General features: G+C 57.1%; 18 protein-coding genes and 1 tRNA gene. 14 read left to right on the top strand and 5 right to left on the bottom strand.

The window, feature by feature from the left end:
* Positions 1 to 6: 6 nt before the first annotated feature.
* From QRN85_RS06195 to QRN85_RS06240, 10 genes are all read left to right on the top strand, one after another.
* Positions 7 to 591: a malonic semialdehyde reductase gene (locus tag QRN85_RS06195; RefSeq protein ID WP_284756816.1), complete on the top strand. Its 585-nt coding sequence runs from the start codon at positions 7 to 9 to the stop codon at positions 589 to 591.
* Positions 592 to 616: 25 nt separating this feature from the next.
* Positions 617 to 1,141 carry a flavin reductase gene (locus QRN85_RS06200; protein WP_284756815.1) on the top strand — a complete coding sequence of 175 codons (525 nt, stop codon included), beginning with the start codon at positions 617 to 619 and terminating at the stop codon, positions 1,139 to 1,141.
* Positions 1,142 to 1,347: 206 nt separating this feature from the next.
* Complete coding sequence (locus QRN85_RS06205) at positions 1,348 to 2,052, top strand: FadR/GntR family transcriptional regulator (RefSeq protein WP_062589988.1); 705 nt, start codon at positions 1,348 to 1,350, stop codon at positions 2,050 to 2,052.
* Between the two features lie 74 nt (positions 2,053 to 2,126).
* Positions 2,127 to 3,101 carry a sialic acid TRAP transporter substrate-binding protein SiaP gene (locus QRN85_RS06210; RefSeq protein ID WP_284756812.1) on the top strand — a complete coding sequence of 325 codons (975 nt, stop codon included), beginning with the start codon at positions 2,127 to 2,129 and terminating at the stop codon, positions 3,099 to 3,101.
* 59 nt (positions 3,102 to 3,160) lie between these two features.
* Positions 3,161 to 3,736 (top strand): TRAP transporter small permease, encoded by a 576-nt coding sequence (locus tag QRN85_RS06215; protein ID WP_062589986.1) that lies wholly within the window; start codon positions 3,161 to 3,163, stop codon positions 3,734 to 3,736.
* A gap of 1 nt (position 3,737) precedes the next feature.
* Positions 3,738 to 5,144 carry a TRAP transporter large permease gene (locus tag QRN85_RS06220; RefSeq protein ID WP_112960763.1) on the top strand — a complete coding sequence of 469 codons (1,407 nt, stop codon included), beginning with the start codon at positions 3,738 to 3,740 and terminating at the stop codon, positions 5,142 to 5,144.
* A gap of 58 nt (positions 5,145 to 5,202) precedes the next feature.
* Entirely contained in the window at positions 5,203 to 6,252 is a 1,050-nt protein-coding gene (locus QRN85_RS06225) for an L-idonate 5-dehydrogenase (protein WP_284756810.1), read from the top strand.
* 18 nt (positions 6,253 to 6,270) lie between these two features.
* A complete protein-coding gene (uxuA, locus tag QRN85_RS06230) occupies positions 6,271 to 7,467 on the top strand; it encodes a mannonate dehydratase (protein ID WP_284756808.1) in 1,197 nt (398 codons plus the stop codon).
* A gap of 4 nt (positions 7,468 to 7,471) precedes the next feature.
* The gene (locus QRN85_RS06235) at positions 7,472 to 8,899 is read left to right on the top strand and encodes a mannitol dehydrogenase family protein (RefSeq protein ID WP_284756806.1); all 1,428 of its coding nucleotides are present in this window, start codon (positions 7,472 to 7,474) and stop codon (positions 8,897 to 8,899) included.
* A 225-nt stretch (positions 8,900 to 9,124) separates the two neighbouring features.
* Positions 9,125 to 9,682, top strand: a complete 558-nt coding sequence (locus QRN85_RS06240; protein WP_284756804.1) for an HNH endonuclease — start codon at positions 9,125 to 9,127, stop codon at positions 9,680 to 9,682.
* 5 nt (positions 9,683 to 9,687) lie between these two features.
* On the opposite strand, the gene QRN85_RS06245 is transcribed toward QRN85_RS06240, so the two are convergent.
* Entirely contained in the window at positions 9,688 to 10,203 is a 516-nt protein-coding gene (locus QRN85_RS06245; RefSeq protein WP_284756803.1) for a disulfide bond formation protein B, read from the bottom strand.
* 242 nt (positions 10,204 to 10,445) lie between these two features.
* On the opposite strand from QRN85_RS06245, the gene QRN85_RS06250 reads away from it, so the two are divergent.
* Positions 10,446 to 10,530: transfer RNA gene (locus QRN85_RS06250), tRNA-Leu, on the top strand.
* Between the two features lie 531 nt (positions 10,531 to 11,061).
* On the opposite strand, the gene QRN85_RS06255 is transcribed toward QRN85_RS06250, so the two are convergent.
* Positions 11,062 to 11,766 carry an FkbM family methyltransferase gene (locus QRN85_RS06255; RefSeq protein WP_062589979.1) on the bottom strand — a complete coding sequence of 235 codons (705 nt, stop codon included), beginning with the start codon at positions 11,764 to 11,766 and terminating at the stop codon, positions 11,062 to 11,064.
* A gap of 298 nt (positions 11,767 to 12,064) precedes the next feature.
* Between QRN85_RS06255 and QRN85_RS24500 the strand changes: the two genes are divergently transcribed.
* A complete protein-coding gene (locus QRN85_RS24500) occupies positions 12,065 to 12,244 on the top strand; it encodes a 2Fe-2S iron-sulfur cluster-binding protein (RefSeq protein WP_350225058.1) in 180 nt (59 codons plus the stop codon).
* A 150-nt stretch (positions 12,245 to 12,394) separates the two neighbouring features.
* Here QRN85_RS24500 and QRN85_RS06260 read toward each other — a convergent pair whose 3' ends face one another.
* The 3 genes from QRN85_RS06260 to QRN85_RS06270 all read right to left on the bottom strand — a co-directional run bounded on the left by QRN85_RS06260 (position 12,395) and on the right by QRN85_RS06270 (position 16,432).
* Complete coding sequence (locus QRN85_RS06260; protein WP_284756802.1) at positions 12,395 to 13,822, bottom strand: aldehyde dehydrogenase family protein; 1,428 nt, start codon at positions 13,820 to 13,822, stop codon at positions 12,395 to 12,397.
* A 59-nt stretch (positions 13,823 to 13,881) separates the two neighbouring features.
* Entirely contained in the window at positions 13,882 to 15,237 is a 1,356-nt protein-coding gene (locus tag QRN85_RS06265) for an AMP-binding protein (RefSeq protein WP_284756800.1), read from the bottom strand.
* A 175-nt stretch (positions 15,238 to 15,412) separates the two neighbouring features.
* On the bottom strand, positions 15,413 to 16,432 hold the full coding sequence (locus QRN85_RS06270) for an AraC family transcriptional regulator (RefSeq protein ID WP_284756799.1): 1,020 nt from the start codon (positions 16,430 to 16,432) through the stop codon (positions 15,413 to 15,415).
* 189 nt (positions 16,433 to 16,621) lie between these two features.
* On the opposite strand from QRN85_RS06270, the gene QRN85_RS06275 reads away from it, so the two are divergent.
* Both QRN85_RS06275 and QRN85_RS06280 read left to right on the top strand, forming a co-directional pair.
* Positions 16,622 to 18,157 carry a carboxyl transferase domain-containing protein gene (locus tag QRN85_RS06275; RefSeq protein WP_502870752.1) on the top strand — a complete coding sequence of 512 codons (1,536 nt, stop codon included), beginning with the start codon at positions 16,622 to 16,624 and terminating at the stop codon, positions 18,155 to 18,157.
* A 7-nt stretch (positions 18,158 to 18,164) separates the two neighbouring features.
* The gene (locus tag QRN85_RS06280) at positions 18,165 to 18,971 is read left to right on the top strand and encodes an enoyl-CoA hydratase-related protein (RefSeq protein WP_284756797.1); all 807 of its coding nucleotides are present in this window, start codon (positions 18,165 to 18,167) and stop codon (positions 18,969 to 18,971) included.
* Positions 18,972 to 18,975 lie beyond the last annotated feature (4 nt).

Consider the following 18,975-nt stretch of genomic DNA (forward strand, 5'->3'; position numbering starts at 1 on the left):
TGAGATATGACAGTTGACCAGCAGGCACTTGCTGCATTGTTTACGGATGCCCGTACGCACAATGGCTGGCAGGACAAGCCAGTGAGCGACGAGCTTCTGGCGAAGATTTATGATCTGTCCAAAATGGGTCCGACATCGGCCAATTGCTGCCCGGCCCGATTTGTTTTCATCCGGTCGCCTCAGGCAAAGGAAAAGCTGAAACCATGCCTCTCTTCGGGCAATCTTGAGAAGACCATGACGGCGCCGGTGACTGTGATTGCTGCAATGGATGCAACATTCTATGAGAAATTGCCCTTCCTGTTTCCGCATACGGACGCGAGAGCATGGTTTACCTCAAGCCCTGCGATGGCTGAAGAAACGGCTTTTCGAAATGCCAGCCTTCAAGCGGGATATCTGATCATGGCTGCACGTGCGCTAGGGCTGGACACCGGTGCAATGTCAGGCTTTGACAAGGCCAGGGTCGACGAGGCATTTTTTGCCGGGACATCGTGGAAATCCAATTTCCTCATCAATCTCGGCTATGGCGACACGTCGAAACTGTTCGCGCGTCTGCCGCGTTTGCCCTTCGATGATGCCTGCCTTCTGGCGTGACAAGAAACTGAAAAGGATAGAGAAGATGCAGACGCTGTCTCTTACAAAGGATGCCGAGATGGAGACCAAGACTGCCGAGCAGAGCAGCCTGGACTATAAAAACGCCATGTCGCAACTGGCCGGTGCCGTCAACATCGTCACAACCGATGGGCCTGAGGGAAGGGCGGGCTTTGCCGCCACGGCAGTTTGCAGCGTTTCGGACAATCCACCGACATTGCTGGTTTGCCTTAACCGCAACTCCTCCGCTTACAAATATGTGACCGCAAACGGTGTTCTCTGCGTCAATACGCTTGCGGCGGGCCAGCAGGATCTAAGCGCGCTGTTCGGCGGTAAAACCCCTATGGATGTGCGCTTTTCCGCAGGGGAGTGGACCACACATGAAACCGGTTCGCCGCTGCTTTCCGGTGCGCTCGCCTCTTTCGATTGCCGCATTCGAACAGTGCATGATGGTGGCACACATGATATTCTGATCTGCGATGTGGTGGAATCCATCGTAAGCGACGAAGACGAAGCACTTGTCTATTTCAGGCGCAGCTACCGGCAAATTTGATGCCTAAGATTCCGAATAAGTGCGGATTTGACGTTCTGATGAGATTCCCGCCGCTTGCCATCGCCGGCTCCAGGCAGACGCGCATCGTCAAAACGCGCCCGATAGACAAATATTAACAATTCATAACTCACCAGTTGACTTTGCGGCAGGGTGCGCTTTACTGCGCCGTAATTGGTAAGACCATTTTACCAGTCTGGGAGGACTTCATGTTCGTGGCTTTGGAGCCGCGCCGCCTGCACCGGCAGGTCGCGGACCAGATACGTGCGCTGATCGAAACGGGGGAACTGGTTCCCGGCGCAAAATTGCCTGCCGAGCGTGATCTCGCAGAGCGTTTTGCCGTCTCCCGCCCCACCATTCGCGAGGCGCTTATCGTTCTCGAGGTGGAGGGTCATATCCAGATTCGCATGGGCTCCGGCGTCTATGTCAGCCAGCGAACGCCTCAGGCTGCATCGAAAGTTCTGCCGGTGGACGAGAATGACAGCCCATTCGAGATACTGCAGGCACGCAGCATTATCGAAGGTGCGATCGCCGAAGAGGCGGCGATGATGGCGACGCCTGAGGGTATCAAGCATCTCGACGAATGCCTGCTGCAGATGGAACGGGCAATCGGGGACCCCGTCGACATGCTGGTGCAAGACCGCGCCTTCCACACGGCAATTACCGATATCGTTGGGAACGCGACACTTCATCGCCTGACGGGTCAGATCTTCGACCGGCGGATGACACCCTATTTCGAGAGGCTGGCAAGCCATTTCGAAGGCCCCCACACATGGCGACTGGCGCTTGAGGAGCATCGCGTGATCCGCGACGCCATTGCAGCCAAGGACGCGGTCGGCGCCCGCAACGCAATGCGGCGGCATCTTACGCTGTCGCAGAAAAGATTTTCCGAAAGCTTCGGGGAGGAGCCGTAGGAAAAACCGGCGCCGTCAGGAGAGAGGGCGGTGCCGGGACAAGACGATCTGATTTCAATCCGGGAGGGAATACAATGATATCAAGATTATCCGCCTTGCTAGGCGCAACCGCTCTTGCCTTGGCCGCCGCATGTTCGGCTCAGGCGCAGACCGCGCTGAAATGGGCGCATGTCTATGAGACGACCGAACCATTCCATACGGAATCCGTCTGGGCCGCAAAGGAGATCGAAAAGCGCACCGAAGGACGCTACAAGATCGATGTCTTCCCCGCCTCGCAGCTTGGCAAGGAAGTCGATATCAATCAGGGCTTGAAACTCGGTACGGTCGATATGATCATCTCCGGCTCCAGCTTCGCCGCCCGCGACTACAAGCCCATCGGTGTCACCTATTTCCCCTATATCTTCCGCAGCCCTGAGCATCTGATCGCCTACAAAAAGAGCGATGTCTTCAAACGGCTCGCCAAGGGTTATGAAGACAAGACCGGCAACGTCATTACGGCAGTCAGCTACTACGGAACACGCCATACGACAGCCAACAAGCCTATCGCCAAATGCGGCGATCTTGCTGGCGTGAAGATGCGTGTGCCCGATGTTCCCGCCTATCTCGCAATGCCGCGGGCCTGTGGTGCAAACACCACGCCGATTGCCTTTGCCGAGGTCTATCTGGCGCTGCAGAACGGCACCGTCGATGCGCAGGAAAATCCGCTGACAACAATCGAGGCGAAGAAATTCTTCGAGGTCCAGAAGAACATCATTCTGACCGGACACATCGTTGATCATCTCAACACGGTCGTTTCCAAGAGCCGCTGGGCAAGCCTTTCGGACGAGGACAAGAAGATCTTTGTCGAGGTGATGCAGGAAGCGGCAACCAAGACGACCAAGATCATCGAGGAACGGGAAAACAAGCTGGTCGACGATTTCAAGGCGCGCGGTCTTTCGGTGACGGAAGTCGACAAGGCCGATTTCGAGAAAAACGTGCTGGAAAAGGTGAAGTTCGAGGACTTCGGTTATGACAAGGCCGATTGGGAAGCCATTCGCGCCATTCAATAGACCGCATCCGGCGCGGTCTTCGGATCGCGCCGCCCTTTCTTCTCAGCCGGGACAATTCAATGTCGAAGGAACTTCACACTCAGGTGACGCCTGAGGAACTCGCCCATACATTCGATGAGGCGCCGCCGGATACCGATCTCTCTGTCTATTCGTTCGAAGACTGGATCACGCTTGCCCTCTTCTGGGTCATGACGGGCTGCGTGTTCCTGCAGTTCTTCACGCGCTACGTCCTCAATGACAGCTATGCATGGACCGAGGAAATCGCCGTCAACTGCCTGATCGGCGTCGTCTTCATGGGCTCCGTGATGTGCGTGCGCCTGTCACGCCATATTCAGGTGGACGTGCTCTATCACTACCTGCCACCCCATGTGACGCGCATCATGTCGCTTGCCGTGGATGTGCTGCGAATGGGCTTCTTTGCCTATGCATCCTGGCTGATGTGGCGGTATCTCGATATCGTCGCGGATGAGGAGATGGTAACGGTGGCCTTGCCGCGCGGCATCGTCTTCTACACGGTCTTTGCCGCATTCGTGCTGATGTTCCTGCGGTCCATTCAGGTCTTCGTCGCCAATCTGCGGCGTGGCTATTCCGTTCTTGAACGGCCTGAAGAGTTTCAAAGCGTGGAGGAAGTGTAAGATGCTGGTTCTCATCGGTTCCTTCCTTCTTCTGATGCTCATCGGCCTTCCCGTCGCCATTTCCATGGCTGTGTCGTCGCTGCTCTATATCGTGTCCTACAACGTTGCTCCCGATATCATAGCGGCACAGCGGATGATCGCGGGTGTCGAAAGCTTTCCGCTGCTTGCGGTGCCATTCTTCATCCTTGCGGGAAATCTGATGAATGTTGCGGGCGTTACCGGCCGCATCTACTCCTTCGCCGTCGCACTTGTTGGCTGGATGAAAGGCGGGCTGGCGCAGGTCAACATCATCGGTTCGGTGATTTTTTCCGGCATGTCCGGAACAGCCCTTGCCGATGCGGCCGGTATCGGCACCATCGAAATCAAGGCCATGAAGGACCATGGATACCCGGTGGAGGCTGCCGTCGGCGTCACCGCCGCCTCGGCCACACTCGGTCCAATCTTCCCGCCGTCCCTGCCATTCGTGATCTATGGAATGATGGCGAATGTCTCGATTGGCGCGCTGTTCATGGCTGGCATCGTTCCAGGTGTCGTCATGACGCTGTTGATGATGATCACCGTGGCGGCCTTCGCCTATATCAAGAATTGGGGTTCGGACACGCCATTCAGCCTGAAAACGATTTTTGGCGCATCTTTGGAAGTGCTGGTCGTCATGATGGTGCCTGTCGGCATTTATCTGCTGACAATGCTGGGCATGTCGCTGAACCTTGCAATCGTCATCGTGCTTGCGGTTCTGATCGTCTGTGACTGGTATTTCGACTTTTCCGCCGTGATGGCTTTGATGACCCCGGTCATCCTGATCGGCGGTATGACGATGGGGTGGTTCACGCCCACCGAAGCGGCGGTTGCGGCGGTCTTGTGGTCGCTCTTTCTCGGTCTCGTCCGCTACAGGACCATGACGCTCAAGACATTGGCGAAGGCGACCTTTGAGACGATCGAAACAACGGCCTCCGTGCTGTTCATCGTTGCGGCAGCTTCCGTCTTCGCGTGGCTTTTGACGGTCAGTCAGGCGGCGCAGGTTCTATCGTCAGCAATCCTTACCCTGACGGACAGCAAGTGGATATTCCTCGTGCTCGTCAATCTGCTGATGCTGTTTGTCGGGTGCTTCCTCGATACGATTGCTGCAATCACCATTCTGGTGCCGATCCTGCTGCCGCTCGTTCTGCAGTTCGATATCGACCCGGTGCATTTCGGGCTGATCATGACGCTGAACCTGATGATCGGCCTTCTGCATCCGCCGCTGGGAATGGTGCTGTTCGTGCTGTCGCGCGTCGCGCGGCTATCGGTGGAACGCACGACGATGGCCATTCTTCCCTGGTTGGTGCCACTCTTCGTGGCGCTCATCCTCATTACCTTCGTGCCAGCCATCACGCTGTGGCTGCCGACGGAAATGGGCCTGATCCGCTAAGTCATCACCCCGCGCGATCATTCGCGCGGGATTTCCCACCCATACGAGAGTGAAGTGCATGTTGACCCGCGTGGCGCGTCTTTACGGCAAACAGGACATCAAGGTCGAAACACAGGACGTCAGGCAGCCCGGCGTCGGGGAGGTGCTGCTGCGCATGGCCGCAGGCGGCATCTGCGGCTCTGATCTGCACTATTATCAGGATGGTGGTTTCGGCCCTGTCCAGGTGCGAGAACCAATCATTTCCGGCCACGAAGCATCTGGATATGTCGAGGCACTAGGGGAGGGCGTAAGTGGACTGGCGATTGGCGCGCTTGTTGCGGTCAACCCGTCCCAGCCCTGCGGTGAGTGCCATTACTGTAAGTCCAACCTGCCGATCCATTGTCTCGAAATGCGTTTCATGGGCAGCGCCATGCGCCTGCCGCACGAGCAGGGCATGTTCAGGGACTGGCTTGTGGTGCCGGCAGAACAGTGTTTTGCTTTCGAAAACAATTCTACCTCCGCCGAAGCTGCCTGTGCCGAGCCATTGGCCGTCTGCCTCCATGCCGTTGCGCAGGCGCACGACGTGGCTGGCAGCCGCGTGCTGGTGACCGGGGCGGGCCCGATTGGCCTGTTGACGGTGGCTGCCGCACGGCACGCCGGTGCCGGAGAGATCGTCGTAACCGATCTTGCCGATGCGGCTCTTTCTCGTGCTGTTGCCATGGGCGCAACCCGCACAATCAACGTTCTCACCGATCCGCAAGGGCTTGCACCATTCCAGGAAGGCAAGGGCAGTTTCGACATTGTCTTCGATTGTTCCGCTGCCGGACCTGCCCTGCGCTCTGCATTCGCTGCTATAAGACCGCGCGGCACGATTGTGCAGGTGGGCGTGACCGGAGACATGACCATCCCGCTCAATGCTCTCGTCGGCAAGGAAATCGTCTGGCGCGGCTCCCAGCGTTTCGATCAGGAATTTGCGCTCGCCGTCAAACTCATTTCGGACCGCACCATCGACGTGCGGCCCATCATTTCCCACGAATTTCCACTCGTAAGCGTTGCCGAGGCGTTCGAACAGGCAGGCGACAGATCCGTCGCCTGCAAGGTGCAGATCCTCCTCGGCGGCTCGAACTGATATCTGAAGGACATAGACATGAAGCATACCTGGCGCTGGTTTGGGCCAATTGACAAGGTAACGGTGCGGGATGCGGCACAGGCCGGTGCCGAGGGCATCGTCAGTGCGCTGCACCACATTGCCACCGGAGCCGTATGGCCGGTGGATGAGATCGAGAAACGACACCGGGACATAAAGGCGGGTGGCCTTTACTGGGATGTGGTGGAAAGCGTGCCGGTGTCGGAAGACATCAAGACCCAGACCGGAGACTGGAAAGCCCATATCGTCAACTGGCAGGAAACCCTGCGGCGACTTTCCCGAAGCGGCATTCGCACCGTGTGCTACAACTTCATGCCGATACTGGACTGGACACGCACCGACCTGCGCTGGGAAACCCGCCACGGCGCCAAGGCGATGCGTTTCGACCTGACCGATTTCGTTGCCTTTGATATCCACATTCTCAAAAGGCCGGACGCGAACCATGATTACCCGGAATGGCTGATCGAGGCCTCCGCCAAACGCTTTGCCGAATTGAGCGGCGACAGGATCGCCGCCCTTGGCAAAAACATCGGTGCCGGTCTGCCGGGTTCTGCCGATGGCTACACGCTGGAACAGCTGCTGGAAAAACTCAAAACCTATCAGGGCATCGATCGCGAGAGGCTCCAGTCCAATCTGGTCGATTTCCTGTCGCAGGTCGTGCCTGTGGCAGAGGAGGTGGGGATCAACATCTGCGCCCATGCGGATGATCCACCATGGCCCTTGCTGGGCTTGCCGCGTATCCTGTCGACAGAGGCCGATTATGCGCACATGCTTTCCAAGGTCGATAGCAGAGCCAACGGCGTGACCCTGTGTACCGGTTCATTGGGCGCCCGTCCGGACAATGATTTGCCACAGATCGCGAGACGATTTGCTGACCGCATTCATTTTGTGCATCTGCGCAATGTCACGCGTGATACGGAGGCCGTTCCATGCTCTTTCTTCGAGGATGAACATCTGGAGGGGGCAACGGACATGGTCGCCGTCATCGCCACATTGCTTGAGGAGGAAAAGCGCCGACGTCTGGAAGGGCGCGAAGACCACCGTATTGCCATGCGGCCGGACCATGGGCAGGAAATCCTCGATGATCTCACGCGCGGCGCGCAACCCGGCTATCCCGCCATTGGGCGTCTCAAGGGGCTTGCGGAACTCCGCGGCATAGAGCGCGCCCTTCTTCATCCTCACTACGGTCGAGTATAGGCCCATGGACACGCTTTCGAATTCTACCGTTTTGCCAAATGCGGTCTTGTCGCCTTCATTTAACCGGCGCGAACTTAAACCCGGTATCGTCCATATCGGGCTTGGAGCATTTCATCGCGCCCATCAGGCGGTCTATACGCAGCGCGCGCTGGAAAAGAGCTTTGGGCCATGGGGTATTGTTGCGGTCAATTTGCGCTCCCCGGAACCCGTTCGTGCCCTGGAAAAGCAGGATGGTCTCTATTCAATCATCGTGCGCAGTGCCGAAGGCGATAGAGCAGAGGTGATCGGCACGACAGTCGACTGGCTTTGTGCCGCTGAAAGTCAGCAGGACGTACTGGACTATTTGTCAAACCCGGATATCCGCGTCGTGACGCTCACCGTGAGCGAGAAGGCCTATGGGCTCGATCCGCTGACGGGCGGTCTTGATTTCCATCACCCAGCGGTGGCGGCCGATATCGCGCAACCAACCAGGCCGCAAGGCGTCATCGGTTTTCTCGTCGAGGGCCTCTTCAGACGTTGGGAGAGGGGGATTGATCCCTTTACGGTCCTGTGTTGCGACAACCTGCCCTCCAACGGCAGGGTGGTGCGTCGTCTCGTGCTGGAGATGGCAGGCAGGCGGGATCAGGCCCTGGCAAACTGGATAGGGAGCCATGGAAAATTCCCGTGCAGCATGGTGGATCGCATCGTTCCGGCGGCAACGGACGAAACACGCGCCCGCGCCGCCGCACTGCTGGGTGCTGAGGACCGGCTGGCAATCGAGACGGAACCGTTCATGCAATGGGTCATCGAGGATGATTTCGTTGCAGGCAGGCCCGCATGGGAAGAGGCGGGTGCGGTATTTGCCGATGCCGTTGCGCCTTACGAAGACATGAAGCTGCGTCTGCTCAACGGTTCTCACACGCTCATCGCCCATCTGGGTATTCTACACGATCTCGACTTCGTGCGCGACGTGATGGCCGTCCCCGAATTCGTTGAGATCGTCCAGCGCCATATGGAGGCCGCAACCGCTACCCTTGGCGCCGTGCCCGGCATCGATCTTCCCGCTTACAAACATCAACTGCTGGAACGCTTTGCCAATCCGACGATTGCGCATCGCAACACGCAGATTGCGATGGACACAAGCCAGAAGCTGCCGCAACGTATTCTTGCCGCAGCTGTAGAAACGTTGAAGGCTGGTGGGGAGGCAAGGGAATTTGCCTATGTTGTCGCGCTCTGGATTGCCTCAATCCACAAGCGCGGTGATCTGAACGACCCACGTCGCGACGAAATCCTGGCCGCAATCCGGCAGGCTGACCGGCAAGATCCCTCCGCCCCCCTGTTTTCCATCACAGGACTTTTCCCTCAGGAACTGATCGAAGACCGAAGCTGGCGCGATATTGTCAATCGCGAACTTGCCAGCTTCGATATGACGGCCGACGTCGAAAAAACCTGAGGCGACCTGGGAGGCTCAATGGCGGGAATTGCTGATCGTTAATTCCCGCTCGAGTGGCGTTCGTGAAGATATTGGCCTAGTGGAAGCGGCCTGCGAGCAAGCGCTGTTTTATGGCCGAATGCCTGAAATAAGCCTTTCTTTTAGCACTTCATTTATGGGCTTCACAATCCTGTAACAACAGACCTAATATACAGGTGCAGATGCCGAATCGATCAGGAGACGCCCTTGACGATTGCAGTTTCACCACAGGCCCTGCCCGCGCTCGTTTTGAACGCAGACTACAGGCCGCTGAGTTATTATCCCTTGTCGCTCTGGTCCTGGCAGGACGCGATCAAGGCCGTGTTTCTTGACCGTGTAAACATCATCGCAGAATATGATCACGCGGTGTGTTCACCAAGCTTTTCCCTGAAGCTGCCAAGTGTTGTCAGCCTCAAGACCTATGTTCAGCCAACCCGAAATCCGGCTTTCACCCGCTTCAACGTCTTCCTGCGCGACAAGTTCGAGTGCCAGTATTGCGGCTCAAAGGACGACCTGACCTTCGATCACGTCATCCCGCGCGCACATGGCGGCGAAACGACCTGGCACAATGTTGTCGCGGCCTGCTCGCCCTGCAATTTGAAAAAGGGAAGCAAGCTGCCCCGGATTGCCGGAATGTTCCCTAGTCAGAAGCCATACCAGCCAACCGTTCAGGACCTGCATAACAATGGGCGGTCTTTCCCGCCCAATTATTTGCACGAAAGCTGGATGGACTATCTGTACTGGGATACCGAACTGCAGCCATAAGAGCCTCAGGCCGTCTTGCGGCTCGCTCCGAAGAACGCGATGGCTGCAAGAATGACGCTTGCAATCACGTTCCATCCGGCAAAGGAAAGGCCAAGGACGCGCAGTGCAGCGTCGTTGCACGATGGCGGCTTTACAGCGTTGAGGTCATTCAAGAGGTTTCCGGCATTCGTGGTCAATGAAGGCGCTCCGGTCGAGCAGGTAATGGGCCCTGGCCAGAAGCCCCATTCAACACCGGAATGATAAACACCAAGAGCGGCGCCGATCAGCATCGCGATCCCGATCAGGACGAGCGCGGACCGTGTCAGCCATGACGGCAATTTGAACATGGCCGCCGCAATCGCCAGAATTCCGACGGGTATCGCATAATAATAGGGATCGCGCTGCAACAGACATAGCGCACACGGTGTATATCCGCCGATATGCTGGAACCCAAGTGCAGAGCCCACCGTGAAAATCATTCCAGCGGTGACCAGAACCGCCGAAATTGTTCGGTTCTTCTCTGCGGAAACTGCACTTTCCATCTATAATTCCTCACTCTACGCGGCCTTGGGACCGCCCATGATATGACCCAGCGAAGCGGCCCGAATTGAAAACGCTCCATAGCCTCTAATCCAGTCCAGCGACGCTTGCAATTCGCACCTTCGTCAACAATTCAAGCGCTGTACGTGCTGTCTTCTAAGCGCACTAATTTTGCAAAAATAAGTTGACCTCCCATGGCTTGTTCGTATAGTCCGCGACATACCAAGATGTAAGCATCCAAAGTGCCCCTTTGGCGGAATTGGTAGACGCGCCTGACTCAAAATCAGGTTCCGAGAGGAGTGCTGGTTCGATTCCGGCAAGGGGCACCACTACAGCTTGAAATCCATTGAAATCGTTGTGCTTTTAAGATGTTTTTGTCCCACCTTTTATAACCCTTGTTCGCGTGGGACATTTTCATGGCTGATGTGTCCGACACCAGCGACAGCTTTTTTGGCGATGTATTCTCCGTCATGCTGACCCTAAACAACAACATTCCAGCGGTTTTTCAGATGCTATCAAAGTGTCTGTCGGCCTGGATGAGCCCTCACGGGAATGGGTCTTTCACAAAGTTGTTGACTTCCAGCACTTGAGCCGACTTGCAAATTGTTAAACTCCATCCGCGGTATGACAGATTAAGCCGCAAGCATGGATGCGGTCACGAGCGGCACGGGGGCAACTCAGAAAAATCCACACGGCAGCTTAGTACCTGGATCCATATGATGCGCTCTGGGATACGGGCCCGCGACCTCCTTGGCGCTGCTTTCCCGGGAGGTGCTGGCCGCGCTACAGTATTGTCCGCGCCGGAAATAGCGATGTTGAGGGACGTGTTAGGGCTTTCGATTTAACCCTTAACAATCGCGTTACAGCGATCTTGAGAAGTGCGCGGTCTTGCGGTCAACAGCATTTTTCGAAAATCCTTGAGCGATCAGGAAGGCAGACACCTGTTCGACTTTGTCCTCACCGATGATGTGCGGATGAAGCTCAACAATGATATCACGAACAGTGTGCATATTCGCACCGACAAGCAGTTCATGCTCGGCTCCTTCAACATCGATAATGAGTATGTCAGGCGACCTGAGTTCCAAAACAGTGTTGAAAGCAATGCTGCTTACATTGAAACGCTTGCTCGGTGTATCGCGCTCAAACGCACTGGACGAGATGATATTTTCTGCTGCATGGAATTCCAAGTCCCGACCATCTTTGGTCACGGCCTTCATGGTCAGATGAGGATGTATGTCGTTTAGCGCGTAGTTTTCTCTGATTATCGGCTCAACTAGGGGGTTCGCCTCATAAGTGAACACGCGCTTTTCACCACATATTTTAGCCGCAAGCATGGATATAAACCCCATTCCCGTGCCTAACTCTACCACGACCGAATGAGGCGTCACCGTTTTGAGCAACAGGTTCCTCTCCGTGTCCTCGTAAACGTCTTTAAACATCAAGCGGCGGAGGTAAGCAGGCACTCGCCTTTCATCGGAAATAAGCCTTATTCCGTCAATTTTGACGGTTTTTGCGTTCACCAGTTTTCTTGCTCGGGCTTTCAGCGATCGTATCAGTTTTTTCATTTGGGCCTCTGATCATCTTGGAACTGTTCATATTTGTTGTTGTAGCGTTTCGCTAGACTTTACAGAGGCGTCAATGAAACATGTGTTCGCAGCATTCTCTATATTGCGCTTGATTTCCTGCTAATTACAGCCGCCTGTGGCGACGCAGATTAAGAGTGAGAATACAATTGAGGACGCAGGCAAAGCGAAGCGAGGCCCCTTATCCATAAGCGGGGTTATGTTTCACAGATCGTCGCCATGATAGACACCTGCCTGCTAGCCTGCGTCCACTGGATTGTCTTAGCCGTCTAGCCGCGTGATGGCGGTCGTTGGCATAAGGTTCTTGCTACCAAACGGCTGGCAGGTCGGGCAATGTGAAAGCTGCGCGGTCAGGGTGACCGCAGGGCAGTTTCTCTGTCCCGTTGAAACCGAACTTGACACGGACCGCTGCCTGACCTGCCAGTCAATTCCGCTCAGCGACATGGTGATCGACTTTTAAGGAGACATGCGATGTTGAAAGCGTTCTTTTTCTCCGTCGCATGACAAACAAGTCGCCTTGGAAATGCACGTCGACGGAGAACCGTCCCCACCCAAAAGCAACGCGTTTAAGGAAGCGGCACATTCATGCGCCGCTCCGGAGGCCGGCATCTTAGGCAGCTGCGTTGATGACCAGTGTTTGTGAATTGGTGTATTCGCTCAAGCCCTCAAGCGCATTTTCAATCCCGATACCCGATTGTTTGTGGCCGCCAAATGCCACATGCGGTGAGAAACTGTGGATTTCGTTTACCCAGACAGTGCCTGCCTCTATCCGCTCGGCAATGCTGCGTGCCTTGACCACGTCCTTGCCCCAGACGGAGGCCGCCAGGCCGTATTCCGTGTTGTTGGCGCGGTCGATGACATCGTCGAGATCCTTGAACTTGAGAAGAGGCAGGACGGGACCGAAGGCTTCTTCGACCACCACTCGGCTGTCCTCTGGTGGATTGTCGATGATCGTCACGGGGACAAAGAAGCCTTTGCCTTGCCCGATATCGCCGCCCAGCAGGAAACGCAGTCCCTTGTCCTTTGCGTCTGCCAGAAGGTTCTTGAGTTTTTCAAACTGCATCCGATTCTGGATCGGGCCAAGATCCGTGCCCTGGTCGGCGCCATTGCCCACTTTCACGGTTCTGGCATAGGCCACCAGCGCCGCTGCCAGTTCATCGTAGATATCCTCATGGATATAGAGCCGCTTGGCAGCCACGCAGAACTGGGCGCTGTTCTGGAAGGCGGCCCAGAATAGTTTTTCAGCTGTTTTCTCGATGTCTACGTCAGGCAGAACGATTGCCGGGTCATTGCCGCCGAGCTCCAGCGTGATGCGCTTGAGGTTTCCGGAACACGCTTCCATGATCTTGCGCCCAGTGGCTGTGGAACCGGTGAAACTGATCTTGCTGATGTCCTTATGCTGGGTCAACCACGAGCCGAGCTCGTTGCCGCCCGATACGATGTTGAGGACGCCCGGAGGGAGGATGTCGCGGACAATCTCACCCAGTTTCAGTGTGCACAAAGGGGTGTAAGGCGATGGTTTGAGGACCATGGTGTTGCCGGCAACCAGCGCAGGTGCAATCTTCCACACGGCAAGGAGGATCGGGAAATTCCATGGGGTGATGCTACCGACGACACCGAGCGGAACGCGCCTTGTTTCCACTGTCCGGTCATCGGTTTTCTCGACGACGTGTAGGGGCAGCTCCTGCTTGGCGATTTCCCGGCACCAGATGGAAGATCCGCCGACTTCCCACTCGGCCCCTTTGAACGCCTTTCCCTGTTCCCGCGTCAGAAGCCGCATGAAATCGGCCGCATGGGCTTCGATGGCATCGCCAAGACGTGCAACGAAGGCCTGACGTTCGGCCAAGGGGCGTTTCGACCATGCGGGGAAGGCTGCCTTGGCTGCGGAAACGGCTGCTTCCAGCTGTTCGCGGCTGGCGTCAGGTGCGGTTGCGATCACCTCTTCCGTTGCGGGATTGAACACCTCGAATGTCGACGCGGCCGTGACTGCCTTGCCGTCGATGGTCATCGTATAGTCTGCATTGAAATTCACGGACATGATGGAACCTCCCATTCCCCGCGCATGGACGCGCACATAGTGATGAAGGCAAAGCGCCGTCAGACGCTTGCCTGAGCTTCTCGAAGCGAACGGCGTAGAATTTTTCCGGTGCTGTTTTTAGGAAGATCCTCAACGAAAATGACCTTTCGCGGAATCTTGTAGGATGCCAGATGCTTGCGGCAGTGGGCGATCAGGTCTTCTTCACTCAAGACCGCATTTTGGTGAGGCACGACGAAAGCCTGGGCGATTTCGCCCTTCTCGGCGGTGCCGGCAACGGCGACCATTGCGACAGACGGGTGCATGGCAATGACCTGCTCAAGCTCAGCAGGATAGACGTTGTAGCCCGCGGTAGTGATCATGTCTTTCTTGCGGTCGACGATGAAGATGAAACCGTCCTTGTCAGCACGTGCAATATCGCCGGTCGCAAGCCAGCCCTGCGCATTGATGGTTTCTTTTGTGGCAGCTTCGTTGCGCCAGTAGCCCTTGGTGACCATGGTGCCGCGCACCATGAGTTCACCTGCTGCACCCGGTGCTGCGTCGCGCGACGAATCCTCCAGATCCGCAATACGTGTCTCAAAGCCGGGCATCGGCAAGCCGATGGAACCGGGTCTCGGGCTCCAGTATGGCGAATGGGTAACGGCAGGCCCTGCAACTTCGGTCATGCCCCACAGTTCCAGAAGCGGACATCCAGAGCGGCTTGTGACGGCATTTATCTTGGCGGTCGGCATGGTCTGCCCGCCGACGGTGCACCGTGTCAGACTGCTCAAGTCGGCATCGCCGATACTGGGGTGGGCCAGCATCTGGTAGAACATGGTCGGCACCCCCTCGAAAAGGGTGGCTTTTTCCTCGCCGATGAGGCGCAACGCCTCAGCTGCATCGAAGCGCGGCGTTGTAATCAGCCGCGAACCGACCAGAAACGTCGCGTTCATGACGATGTTTCCGTAAACATGCGGGAAAGGCAGGGACGTCAACACCGCGTCGCCTTCATGGCGGACGTGGATCGTGGCTGTTCCCGAAAGGCTGGCGAAAAGGCCTTCATGGCTCATGGTCGCGCCCTTGGGCCGACCGGTCGTTCCGGACGTATATCCGATGGTAAAAAGGTCTTCCGGATTGCGCTCGACGGGTAACATGTAGTCACCGTCGAGAAGGCGGGTCAATTCTTCGGCCTCCGGTGCCTCCCCAAGCGTGTAAACCTGGGCTCTCGTCGTGAAAGAGGCACGGCGTTCCGCCGGAACGATCAGGGCAGCCGCTTCGGAGTCCTCAACGATATAGGAGACCTCTTCGGCGCTGAGGAGGAAATTTGCAGGCACGACGACCGCACCCAGCCTGGCTATTGCGTGATAGGCAACCACCCATTGCCAGCCGTTCGGCAGATGCAGGACGATCCGGTCGCCGCTCACACGGGATTGCAGCATTGGCGCACCACCGCGGCATTGAATTCGATCATCCAGGTCCCCTCCCATCAGCGCCCCGTCCCACCGGGTTGCGTCTTGATCTTCGGGAAAGCTATAGTCGAACAGGCATCAAATCCTGCCAAAGAATTGACGCATTGAGACAACTGCAGGGAGGCATCGCGATCCCATGCAGCTTTCACGCTTTGGCGTGCACCGACCTGCCCTGGCGGGCGTTGACAGCATAAGCGCGTGGGGTTTGGCCGCTCCAGGATTTGAACGCCCGCACAAAACTTGCCTCGGCGTCAAAACCGCATTCGCGCGCGATTCGCTTGATCGGCCATGGTGTCGATGCAAGCAGTCTTTCCGCCAGACGGCGGCGCGAAAGATCCTTCAGAGCCTGAAACGAGGTCCCTTCCTGCTTGATGTGCCGGTGCAGGCTGCGGGTCGACAGATTCAGCTTCTCGGCCAGTTCATCGGCACTCGCCGCAGGCATATCGCCCAGCAAGCGCAGGATTTCGCGAGACAGGAGACGGTCACGGCGATACTGGCGCACCATCAACGGCAGCGGGCGGCGCAGCATCTGCCTCAGGGCGGCATCATCGCGAAGGACGGGCAGAGCCAGATAGGCCGCATCGAAACGAAGCGTGGTAAGCTCTGCTCGGAACGAGGCAGGTCCATCGAACAGATAGCGGTAGCTTTCAGCATGGGCCGGTGCCGCAAAGGGAAATTCGACATCGATCAGGGGTATGCGCGTGTCGCCGAGCCAGGAGGCCACACCTTGCAGATTGCGCAGCAGGCTTACCAGGCAAAACTCTCTCAGAATGCCAAGGTCGCGCTTCTCTTCGATCCGAACCTCAGCCAGATGTCTGTCGGCTTTGAGGCTGAGTTCAACATCCTGCGCTATGAGGTTGTGATGGCGGCACCAGCGCGCGATGGCTATGCCGAGGGTGGCGGAGGGCAGGGAGGCGCGGCACAACATGCCGTAACTTCCCCAGGGCAGCCGTCTGGAAAACCAGCCAAGCGCCTCGTCGTCCAGCTCCCGCATGGCGTGGTTTGAGAGGCGCTCAAGCTGGTCCGCCGTAATCCTGCTGTCCGGATGAAGTTCACCAAGTGCCAGACCGGCTGCGTCAAGCGCTTCCTGCGGGTTCATGCCCCGCATGTGATAGGCGGAAACAATGGCCGAGGCAAAGCCGGACGGCGTTCTTGCATGGGTCATCGACCCCTACCCCCTTGGCACTATCCATCAATTCTTTGACGGGATTTGAGTATCTTGAAACGTTAGATTACGCGAAAGTCAATAATTGCCGGCGCGGGGGAACGCCTGCAGTAGAGGAGGCCGGACGTGAACCCTTTGTCAACAAGCATCAACTCCGCTTCGGCAGAATTTCGCGCCAATGCGCAGGCGATGGCCGATGCGGTTGCCGATCTCGTTGGTAAAACGTCGCAGGCGGCCTTGGGTGGCGGTGACGTCGCGCGCAAACGCCACACAAGCCGCGGGAAGATGCTGCCGCGCGAACGCGTCGATCGCCTGCTGGATGCGGGATCGCCATTTCTTGAAATCGGTCAGCTCGCAGCGCACGGGCTGTATGACGGTGAAGCACCGTCTGCCGGCATCGTGGCAGGCATAGGCAATGTCGAAGGCCGCCGATGCATGATCATCGCCAATGACGCGACCGTCAAGGGCGGCACCTATTACCCGATGACAGTCAAGAAGCATCTGCGTGCCCAGAAAATCGCCGCAGAAAATCGTCTTCCCTGCCTTTATCTCGTGGATTCAGGTGGTGGTTACCTGCCTCTGCAGGACGAATTCTTCCCGGACGAAAATCATTTCGGCCGTATCTTCTATAATCAGGCACAGATGTCGGCGGCAGGGATCGCCCAGATCGCCGTTGTCATGGGCTCCTGCACGGCGGGTGGGGCCTATGTCCCCGCCATGAGCGATGAAACGGTCATCGTCCGTGAGCAGGGCACCATCTTCCTGGGAGGGCCACCTCTGGTAAAGGCGGCGACGGGTGAAGTCGTCACGGCCGAGGATCTTGGCGGTGGAGACGTGCACACCCGCATCTCCGGTGTTGCCGACCATCTTGCTGAAAACGACGCGCACGCTCTCCACATTGCCAGACGCATCGTTTCGACATTGCCAGAGCAGAACATTGCCGCCGCACCATACGACGAACCAATCTATCCCGCCGAAGACCTCTACGGCATCATTCCCTCGGATACACGCAAACCATATGATGTGCGCGAGGTCATTGCCCGTCTGGTCGACGGCTCCTGTTTCGACGAATTCAAGGCGCGATATGGCACGACGCTGGTGACGGGATTTGCCCGGCTCTATGGGATGCAGGTCGGCATCATCGCCAATAATGGCATTCTATTCGGTGAAGCGGCTCTGAAGGGTGCGCACTTCATAGAGCTTTGTGTACAGCGCCGCATTCCCCTGCTGTTTCTGCAGAATATTACCGGCTTCATGGTCGGTCGCGCCTATGAGAATGAAGGCATCGCCAAGCACGGGGCCAAACTTGTGACAGCTGTCGCCACAGCGGCGGTTCCCAAGCTCACGCTCGTCATTGGCGGAAGTTTTGGTGCCGGAAACTATGGCATGTGTGGACGTGCCTATAGTCCGCGTTTTCTCTGGATGTGGCCCAATGCGCGCATCAGCGTCATGGGTGGGGAGCAGGCCGCATCCGTTCTTGCAACGCTTCGTCGTGACGGCGCTGCCGCCAAGGGAGAGACATGGCCTGGCGAAGAAGAAGATGCGTTTAGAAACAACATCCGTGACCAATATGAACGGCAGGGCCATCCCTATTATTCGACCGCACGGATGTGGGACGATGGCATTATTGACCCTGCCCAGACCCGTCGCGTTCTTGGCCTTTCGCTTTCGACCGCGCTGAATGCGCCGATTGGCGAAACGCGCTTCGGCCTTTTCCGCATGTGAGGTTCCCATGACCTATAAAACGCTTCAACTCGAGATAAATGATAAGGTCGCAACGGTCTGGATGAACCGGCCCGGACAGCACAATGCCTTTGATGAAAACCTCGTTCGGGAAATGACTGATGTCATAGAGATGCTTTCCAAAGACGCGCGTGTGCGTGTTCTGGTCCTTGCCGGACGCGGGGCGAACTTTTCGGCGGGAGCAGATCTTGCATGGATGAAACGGCAAGGCGCTGCCTCCGTTGAAGACAATGCTGCCGATGCTGCGGCCATGGGGCGCATGTTCCTGGCATTGCGTGAATGCCCCAAACCGCTGATTGCTCGTGTTCAGGGTGCAGCCATTGGCGGCGGTATGGGGCTGGTGGCAGCCTGCGACATCGCAGTCGCTGCTCCAAATGCGGTGTTTGCGACATCGGAGGTCAGGCTTGCATTGATCCCAGCCGTTATCAGCCCCCTGATTGCCGCCGCGATCGGTGAACGCCACTGCCGCCGGTATTTTCTGACCGGGGAGCGTATGGACGCGACACGCGCACATGCGTTGGGTCTCGTTCATGAGGTCAGCGACAGGGACAGTCTCGATGACGTTGTCGAGGGGATTGTCGCCGCTCTGCTGAGAGGCGCCCCACAGGCTGTTCAGGAAGCGAAGTCGCTGGTCGGGCGGATTTCAGGGCGCACCATTGACGGCGCGCTGGTGTCGGAAATGGCGGAGCTGATCGCAGCGCGCCGGGCGAGCCAGGAGGCACGCGAAGGTCTTTCTGCCTTCCTCGAAAAGCGCGATCCCGGCTGGATCGCAGAGCGGCCGAAAGGATCAGGTTAAAGTC

Source organism: Agrobacterium sp. fls2-241-TYG-188a (assembly GCF_030209845.1).

Bases quoted from the DNA above. Each gene is read 5' to 3' on its own strand.
- QRN85_RS06195 (WP_284756816.1), top strand. From the start codon at position 7: ATGACAGTTGACCAGCAGGCACTTGCTGCATTGTTTACGGATGCCCGT.
- QRN85_RS06200 (WP_284756815.1), top strand. From the start codon at position 617: ATGCAGACGCTGTCTCTTACAAAGGATGCCGAGATGGAGACCAAGACT.
- QRN85_RS06205 (WP_062589988.1), top strand. From the start codon at position 1,348: ATGTTCGTGGCTTTGGAGCCGCGCCGCCTGCACCGGCAGGTCGCGGAC.
- QRN85_RS06210 (WP_284756812.1), top strand. From the start codon at position 2,127: ATGATATCAAGATTATCCGCCTTGCTAGGCGCAACCGCTCTTGCCTTG.
- QRN85_RS06215 (WP_062589986.1), top strand. From the start codon at position 3,161: ATGTCGAAGGAACTTCACACTCAGGTGACGCCTGAGGAACTCGCCCAT.
- QRN85_RS06220 (WP_112960763.1), top strand. From the start codon at position 3,738: ATGCTGGTTCTCATCGGTTCCTTCCTTCTTCTGATGCTCATCGGCCTT.
- QRN85_RS06225 (WP_284756810.1), top strand. From the start codon at position 5,203: ATGTTGACCCGCGTGGCGCGTCTTTACGGCAAACAGGACATCAAGGTC.
- uxuA (WP_284756808.1), top strand. From the start codon at position 6,271: ATGAAGCATACCTGGCGCTGGTTTGGGCCAATTGACAAGGTAACGGTG.
- QRN85_RS06235 (WP_284756806.1), top strand. From the start codon at position 7,472: ATGGACACGCTTTCGAATTCTACCGTTTTGCCAAATGCGGTCTTGTCG.
- QRN85_RS06245 (WP_284756803.1), bottom strand. From the start codon at position 10,203: ATGGAAAGTGCAGTTTCCGCAGAGAAGAACCGAACAATTTCGGCGGTT.
- QRN85_RS06255 (WP_062589979.1), bottom strand. From the start codon at position 11,766: ATGAAAAAACTGATACGATCGCTGAAAGCCCGAGCAAGAAAACTGGTG.
- QRN85_RS24500 (WP_350225058.1), top strand. From the start codon at position 12,065: ATGGCGGTCGTTGGCATAAGGTTCTTGCTACCAAACGGCTGGCAGGTC.
- QRN85_RS06260 (WP_284756802.1), bottom strand. From the start codon at position 13,822: ATGTCCGTGAATTTCAATGCAGACTATACGATGACCATCGACGGCAAG.
- QRN85_RS06265 (WP_284756800.1), bottom strand. From the start codon at position 15,237: ATGCTGCAATCCCGTGTGAGCGGCGACCGGATCGTCCTGCATCTGCCG.
- QRN85_RS06270 (WP_284756799.1), bottom strand. From the start codon at position 16,432: ATGACCCATGCAAGAACGCCGTCCGGCTTTGCCTCGGCCATTGTTTCC.
- QRN85_RS06275 (WP_502870752.1), top strand. From the start codon at position 16,622: ATGGCCGATGCGGTTGCCGATCTCGTTGGTAAAACGTCGCAGGCGGCC.
- QRN85_RS06280 (WP_284756797.1), top strand. From the start codon at position 18,165: ATGACCTATAAAACGCTTCAACTCGAGATAAATGATAAGGTCGCAACG.